The organism is Bradyrhizobium sp. (genome assembly GCF_036009065.1).
In the GTDB taxonomy this organism is placed as follows: domain Bacteria; phylum Pseudomonadota; class Alphaproteobacteria; order Rhizobiales; family Xanthobacteraceae; genus Bradyrhizobium.
Window position 1 is genome coordinate 1 of sequence record NZ_DASYMN010000392.1, and the last position, 7,201, is coordinate 7,201.

Below are 7,201 nucleotides of genomic sequence, written 5' to 3' on the forward strand. Positions count from 1 at the left end.
ATGCGCGTCGCCGGCGACGCCGAGGCCCGTCAGCAGGCGGATGCTCAGGCCCGGCGTCTTGCTGAAGTGGTGGCCGCGGCGCAGGCAGACCGCGACGACACGGCCGATATGGTTGGCGGGGGTCGTCAAGTCTCGCCGAACACGCGCTTGAAGAGGGTGTCGACATGCTTGAAGTGATAGCCGAGGTCGAATTGCTCGGCGATCTCGGCGTCCGACAGATATTTCTTCACGTCGGCGTCGTTTTTCAGAAGCGTCTGAAAATCGCCTTCGCCGCGCCATACCGGCATTGCGTTACGCTGCACGAGTTTGTAGGCGTCCTCGCGGCTGGCGCCTTTTTGCGTCAGCGCGATCAACAGCCGCTGCGAATGCACGAGGCCGCCGAGGCGGTCGAGATTGTTCTGCATGTTTTTCGGATAGATCAGCAGCTTCTCGACCAGGCCGGCGAGCCGGTTCAAGGCAAAATCGAGCGTCACCGTCGCGTCGGGGCCGATCATGCGTTCGGCGGAGGAGTGCGAAATATCGCGCTCGTGCCACAGCACGACGTTTTCCATCGCCGGGTTCACATAGGCGCGCACCATGCGGGCAAGGCCGGTGAGATTTTCCGACAGGACCGGGTTGCGCTTGTGCGGCATCGACGAGGAACCCTTCTGGCCTTCGGAGAAAAACTCCTCGGCTTCCAGAACCTCGGTGCGCTGCAGATGGCGGATCTCAGTGGCAAGGCGTTCCACGGAGGACGCGATCACGCCAAGCGTCGCAAAATACATCGCGTGGCGATCGCGCGGGATCACCTGGGTCGAGATCGGCTCCGGTGTGAGCCCCATCGCCCTGGCGACGTGTTGTTCCACACGCGGGTCGATCTGCCCAAAGGTGCCGACCGCGCCGGAGATCGCGCAGGTCGCGACATCCTTGCGGGCGGTGACGAGACGTTCGCGGGCGCGGGTGAATTCGGCAAAAGCGTAGGCGAGTTTTAAGCCGAAGGTCACCGGCTCGGCATGAATGCCGTGGGAGCGGCCGATGGTCGGGGTCATCTTGTGCTCGAAGGCGCGCTTCTTCAGCGCCGCCAGCACGTTGTCGACATCGGCGATCAAAAGGTCGGCGGCACGGGTGAGCTGCACATTGAGGCAGGTGTCGAGCACGTCGGACGAGGTCATGCCCTGATGCACGAAGCGCGCTTCGGGACCGACGATTTCGGCCAGATGCGTGAGGAAGGCGATCACGTCGTGATGGATTTCGCGCTCGATTTCGTCGATGCGCGCGACGTCGAAGGTCGCGTCCTTGCCCTTGGCCCAGATCGTTCTGGCGGCTTCTTTCGGAATCACGCCGAGTTCCGCCTGCGCGTCCGCCGCATGCGCCTCGATCTCGAACCAGATCTTGAATCGGGTCTGGGGCTCCCAAATGGAAGCCATTTCCGGACGGGTGTAGCGGGGGATCATCGACGACTCTGACATTTGGGGGTACGCCACGCTTTAGCAGAGGCGTCCCGGTGAGACAAACGCGGCCCGGCGCGCGTACCAACAGCCAAGCGAATGCCTTCTCAATCACGGAACATTGACTGACAGATATTGAAATCTGTCAGCGAGATGTGCTATATCGCTTTTGACGCCAAAGATGAGGCGTCACGTGGCTAGCTGACCGATCGGAGGGCTAGCCGCGGACTTGCAGAGGACTTCCCCATGACGATCGAAATCTTTTACCTGGCCGCACAAATCCATCGCTGGCTCAACGAGCGCGTCGCCCGTTACATCGCCGCCCGAGCCGCAAAACTCAACCATTAAAGGGAGCCGACCATGGCAACCCCGACAGTGCGCCCATGAACGAAGCGGTGGTCTTAACCCCTGAGCGAATCCTCGAAGTCACCGAGGACGTGCTGCGCCGTTTCGGGCTGGCGAAGGCCACGGTGGTGGACGTCGCCCGTGCGCTCGATGTCAGCCATGGCAGCGTCTACCGGTATTTTCCGAGCAAGGCCTCGCTGCGCGATGCGGTGGCCAAACGCTGGCTCGACCGTGTCAGCGCGCCGCTGGAGGAGATTGCAAGTGAGGAGGGCCCCGCGCCGGCGAGGCTGGAGCGCTGGCTGCGCGCGTTGTTTGCGGCCAAGTACACCAAGGTTTGCAATGACCCCGAGATGTTCGCGACCTATCTGACGCTGGCGCGCGAGGCGCGCGACGTGGTGAGGGCGCATAAGGAACGCCTCGCCGATCAGATCGAGCATATCCTGTCCGACGGCCTCGAGCAGGGTGGGTTCGAGGTCACCGACGTCAAAACCTCGGCGCGCGCGATTTTCGACGCTACCATCCGCTACCACCACCCGGCCCATGCCGAGGAATGGAGCGATCCTGCGCTCCCCGCGCGGATCGACGCGCTTCTGGCGCTGTTGCTCAAAGGCCTCGAAGCGCCGAAGCAGCGCTAGACCATTTCGCCGCGCGCCGACGCTGCGGCATTCCTGATCGCCGAAATATTGGCTTTGTACGATTCCATCGTGCCGCCCTTGAACACCGCGGAGCCCGCGACAAAGGCGTTGGCGCCGGCGGCCGCAAGCTGGCCCGCTACATCCGGGCCGACGCCGCCATCAACCTCGATATCGATCGGCCTCCCTGCGGTCATCGCACGCAGGTCGCTGATTTTTCCGAGCGCCGACGGGATGAAAGCCTGGCCGCCAAAACCGGGATTGACCGACATCACCAGCACGAGGTCGATCAGGTCGATGACATACTCGATTGTACTGATCGGCGTGCCCGGATTGAGCGAGACGCCGGCCTTCTTGCCGAGCGCGCGGACCGCCTGCAGCGAGCGATGCAGATGGGGACCTGCTTCGGCATGCACGGTGATGTGGTCGCAGCCGGCTTTGGCAAAGGCTTCGAGGTAGGGATCGCATGGCGAGATCATCAGATGGGCGTCGAAGATTTTTGTCGTATGCGGCCGCATCGCCTTGATGACATCGGGGCCGTAGGAAATGTTCGGGACGAAATGCCCGTCCATCACGTCGAGATGGATCCAGTCGGCGCCCGCGGCATCGACGGCGCGGACCTCTTCGCCCAGCCTGGCGAAATCCGACGCCAGGATCGACGGCGCAATGACAAGGGGACGCGGCGCGAAGGGCTGAGACATAGTTGTTTCCGGATGTTCGGGCGGTTTCGCGTAACATGGGCCGTGCGACGGAGCAATGCGCCGGCTTATAGGTGGTCAACCCGGCGCGTCTTCACGGGTGATTTCGCGGTAGCCGTAGTGATCCCGAATATGGTGATTGAAGAATGTCCCGCGTGAGAACGCTGCCTTGAAGGAGTCATACACGTCCTGCGGCACATCATCATAGACGTAGCGACGCCCGGTTACGAACGTAATTGTCAACGTGCTGGTTGCCGGATGGTAGGAATGGCTGCGAATGACCGTCGAGGGCATGGCACGGCCTCAGGTGTGCCGACAATAACGCGCTCACTGAATTTTGGTTGCTATCCGAACCGATCCTTCCAGCTCGGCAGCGCGCCGGGAAAGGGCAGTGCGGTCGCCTCATACACGCCGCGCGCGATCGCGCGCGCCACCGTGTTGGCGGCGACCATGCCGAGCTCGGTGAGGCCGACCAGCGGATCGATCGGCTTCTCGCACGTAGCGGCGGCGAACAGCACGTCGCCGTCGAGCGGCGCGTGCACCGGATAGATCGCGCGGGCAAAACCGGTCTGCGCGATCATCGCCAGCCGCCTGGCCTGCGGTTTTGTCAGGATCGCATCGGTCACCACCACCGCCAGCGTGGTGTTTTCGGCGGCCGTTGCGGCGGCGGCTCCCTTCAGCCGCATCGCCAGCATCTGCGGCGTGAACGATTGCGGCAGGCCGCGCCCGCCGAACTCGCCGTCGATTTCGAAGGGTGCGGCCCAGAACCACGGCCCGTCGCCGACCGTGACGCTGCCGACTGCGTTGACCACCGCGAGCGCCGCAACGCGCACGCCGGCCGGCGTCGCCGCCGACGCGGAGCCGAGCCCGCCCTTGAAGTTCGCCGTGGTGGCGCCGAATCCCGCGCCGCCGCTGCCGAGCGTAAAATCATGGCCCGCGGCTGCCGCCGCGGCGTAGCCGAGTTCGCGGTATGGCGGAAAACGGCCCCATTTCTTGTCGCCGCCGTTCGACACATCGAATACCACCGCGCCGGGCACGATCGGAACGCGTGCGGTGCCGACGGCAAAGCCGCGCCCCTGTTCGGCGAGCCATGCCTGCACGCCGCCGCCGGTTTCCAGCCCGAACACCGAGCCCCCGGACAGCGCAATGGCGTCGACCCGTTCCACCGTGTTGGCGAGATCGAGCACCGCGCCATCGCGGATGCCGGGGCCGCCGCCGCGCACGTCGATCCCCGCTATGGCCGGCGCATCGAAAATCACCGCCGTGACGCCGGAGGCCAGCGCCGCGTTGTCAGCATGGCCGACGCGAACGCCTGCGATATCGGTGAGGAGGTTTTTCATTACGTGTTCCCTGGGCCGGGCAGATGACCGCACCGCAGCGCAGCGGTCAACCCAATCACGCGGGGATCACAACTACTTAAGGGGTTTGCGCATCTCTTGCATCCTGCCGTGATCGCGGTGCATGGATGGGCATGATCCACGATGTCACGATCCCCGCCGCGTTGATCGCCGGCCTGATCAGCTTCCTGTCGCCTTGCGTGCTGCCGCTGGTGCCGCCGTATCTGATCTATCTCACCGGCGCCACCATCGAGCATGTCAACAGCGACGAGGCCGCGGCGGCGTCGAAGCGCGCGGTGATGGTCTCGGCGCTGATGTTCGTGCTGGGTTTTTCCACCGTTTTCGTGGCGCTCGGCGCCAGCGCTTCGCTGATCGGGGGCCTGATCCGCGCCTGGTCGGCTGAACTGTCTGTTGTCGCCGGCATTGTCATCATTGTCATGGGCCTGCATTTCCTTGGCCTCACGCGCATCAATGTGCTGATGCGCGAAGGGCGGCTGACCGCGCCGAAACCGGTCGGCTTGTGGGGCGCCTATGTGATGGGGCTCGCCTTCGCGTTCGGCTGGACGCCGTGCATCGGGCCGATATTGGCCGCGATCCTCTCGGTCGCGGCCAGCGAGGCCACGGTAGCGAAAGGCGCGGGCCTGCTAGCGGTATATTCCGCCGGGCTCGGCATTCCGTTTCTGATCGCCGCGTTCATGGTCGAACAGTTTTCCTCGCTGTTCGCGCGGATGAAACGGCACCTCACTACGGTCGAGCGCGCGATGGGCGTGCTGATGGTGCTGACCGGCATCGGCTTTCTGACCGGCACGGTGACCAGTGTCAGCATCTGGCTGCTGGAGACGTTCCCGGCGCTGCAGAATTTCGGGTGAGATCCTCTCTTCACCCTCCCCTGAAGGGGCAGGGTCGTCGCGCGTTTAACGCGCGGCGGGGTGGGGGGAAGTGTTCATCCGCGGCTTCCCCCACCCCGTCTCGCATCTCGCTTCGCGCGATGCTCGCCGACCCTCCCCCTCCAGGGGAGGATAAGAAGAGCCCGCCTACTTCTCGAATGCGCCGTAGACGAGGTTCTTCAGCGCGGCGCGGATGCGGCCGCGCTGCGAGACGGTCTGGGACATGAACACCACGAACATCTCTTCCTTGGGGTCGATCCAGAAGGTGGTGCCGGCGGCGCCCGACCAGTTCATTTCGCCGACCGATCCTTCGATCGGGCTGACGCCGGCCTCGGTCCGCACTGCGAAACCGAGCCCGAAGCCGAAGCCGGGACCCGGCAGGTAATACGGACCGGGCGCCACGCCCGCCGCCGGCCCGATATGGTTTGAACCCATATAGGCGATCGTTTTCGGGCTGAGATAGCGCTTGCCGTCGAGCGTGCCGCCGTTCGCCAACATGCGGGCAAAACGCGCATAGTCGCCGATGGTCGAAACCATGCCGCCGCCGCCGGATTCCCATTTGCGCTGGATGCGCGGATCGCTGACCTCGGCATCATTGCCGATCTTGCGATCGGCCGGAAACGGCTCGGCGATCAGCGGTTGCTTGGCCGAGTCGGTCACATAGAAGCTGGTGTCCTTCATTCCCAAGGGATCGAGAAGGCGCTCCTTCTCGAACTGATAGAGCGATTGTCCCGAGACCACTTCGACCACCCGGCCGAGAATGTCGGTGGAATGGCTGTAATCCCAGGTCGAGCCGGGTTGATAAGCCAAAGGAAGCTGCGCGATCCGCTCGGCGAATCCGGCATTGTCGACGTCCTCGGAGAAGATCTTGGCGTCGACATAGGCTTTCTTCACCGCGCCTTCGCCAAAGAAGCCATAGGTGAGACCGGAGGTGTGGCGCAGCAAATCCTGGATGGTCATCGGCCGGCGCGGCGGGACGAGCTCAAGCCCGCTGGTTCCGTCCTCGCCCTTCCATTCGACGCCCACTTTGACGCCCGCGAAGGCGGGAATGTATTTTGCCACCGGCTCATCCAGCATCAGCTTGCCTTCTTCGACCAGCATCATGATGGCCACGGACGTGATCGGCTTCGACATCGAATAGATGCGGAACAGCGTATCGTCGGTCATCGGCGCCTTGGTGCCGGGGTCGCGAACGCCGAAGTTCGCGGCGTAACCAAGCTTGCCGCGCCGCTCGATCAGCATCAGCGCGCCGGGAATCTTCTCGGCCGCGATTTCATTCTTGATGTAGGCGTCGATGCGGGCCAGTCCCGCCGGCGACAATCCCGCCCCCTCCGGATCGGTCCGGACCGCGCTGTCTGCGAACGACTGGTTCGCAATGAACAGCGTCAATGCGGCAAACAGCGATGTTCCGAGTTGGCGATGCACGAACATGAGAACCTCCCATAAGATTTTGATCGGTTATCTTTATCGTTGAAGCGGCGCGAGATGAACCTCGCGCTTCAGAATTCGGATGTGCCCCGGACGCAGCGCAGCGCGTAGCTCTTCGCGAAGCGGCGCGCTGCAGAGCTGGGGCCCCGGTTACCAAGTGGTGGGCTGAAGCCGGTCCCGGTTCTGCGAAGCGGCATGAAGAATGCCGCATCGCGCCCGGGACACGATACGCGGGCCAGGCCCGCGCATGACGGCCTCAGGTCCCCTTGCCGGGATCGATCTCGGCGTAGTTGCCCTTGGCGTCCCATTTGTAGACGACGTAGTCGATCACCTTGATGTCGCCCTTGGCGTCGAACGACAGCTTGCCGAGCACGGTGTCCCACTCGCCGGCCTTGATCGCTTCCATCACCTTTTTCGGATCGGTCGAGCCGACCTTCGCCACCGCCT

The 7,201-nt window shown here is 63.8% G+C and carries 7 protein-coding genes and 1 pseudogene; 2 read left to right on the plus strand and 6 right to left on the minus strand.

Annotation, left to right across the window (positions count from 1 at the left end; translation table 11 throughout):
• Window positions 1-125 precede the first annotated feature (125 nt).
• Window positions 126-1,433, minus strand: coding sequence for an adenylosuccinate lyase (purB, locus tag VGP39_RS23990; RefSeq protein ID WP_327570584.1), 1,308 nt, complete (start codon window positions 1,431-1,433; stop codon window positions 126-128).
• A 377-nt stretch (window positions 1,434-1,810) separates the two neighbouring features.
• On the opposite strand from purB, the gene VGP39_RS23995 reads away from it, so the two are divergent.
• Window positions 1,811-2,407 carry a TetR family transcriptional regulator gene (locus VGP39_RS23995; protein ID WP_327570585.1) on the plus strand — a complete coding sequence of 199 codons (597 nt, stop codon included), beginning with the start codon at window positions 1,811-1,813 and terminating at the stop codon, window positions 2,405-2,407.
• On the opposite strand, the gene rpe is transcribed toward VGP39_RS23995, so the two are convergent.
• The 3 genes from rpe to VGP39_RS24010 form a co-directional block, all read right to left on the minus strand.
• The gene (gene rpe / locus VGP39_RS24000; RefSeq protein ID WP_327570586.1) at window positions 2,404-3,105 is read right to left on the minus strand and encodes a ribulose-phosphate 3-epimerase; all 702 of its coding nucleotides are present in this window, start codon (window positions 3,103-3,105) and stop codon (window positions 2,404-2,406) included. The genes VGP39_RS23995 and rpe overlap by 4 nt on opposite strands.
• 75 nt (window positions 3,106-3,180) lie before the next feature.
• On the minus strand, window positions 3,181-3,396 hold the full coding sequence (locus tag VGP39_RS24005; protein ID WP_327570587.1) for a KTSC domain-containing protein: 216 nt from the start codon (window positions 3,394-3,396) through the stop codon (window positions 3,181-3,183).
• Between the two features lie 50 nt (window positions 3,397-3,446).
• Window positions 3,447-4,442: a P1 family peptidase gene (locus VGP39_RS24010; RefSeq protein WP_327570588.1), complete on the minus strand. Its 996-nt coding sequence runs from the start codon at window positions 4,440-4,442 to the stop codon at window positions 3,447-3,449.
• A 131-nt stretch (window positions 4,443-4,573) separates the two neighbouring features.
• Here VGP39_RS24010 and VGP39_RS24015 point away from each other — a divergent pair, with 131 nt between their 5' ends.
• Window positions 4,574-5,308 carry a cytochrome c biogenesis CcdA family protein gene (locus VGP39_RS24015; protein ID WP_327570589.1) on the plus strand — a complete coding sequence of 245 codons (735 nt, stop codon included), beginning with the start codon at window positions 4,574-4,576 and terminating at the stop codon, window positions 5,306-5,308.
• Window positions 5,309-5,473: 165 nt separating this feature from the next.
• Here the strand turns inward: VGP39_RS24015 and VGP39_RS24020 are convergent, their stop codons facing one another.
• Entirely contained in the window at window positions 5,474-6,757 is a 1,284-nt protein-coding gene (locus tag VGP39_RS24020; RefSeq protein WP_327570590.1) for a serine hydrolase domain-containing protein, read from the minus strand.
• Window positions 6,758-7,010: 253 nt separating this feature from the next.
• Window positions 7,011-7,201: pseudogene (locus VGP39_RS24025) on the minus strand (branched-chain amino acid ABC transporter substrate-binding protein); the annotation flags it as partial.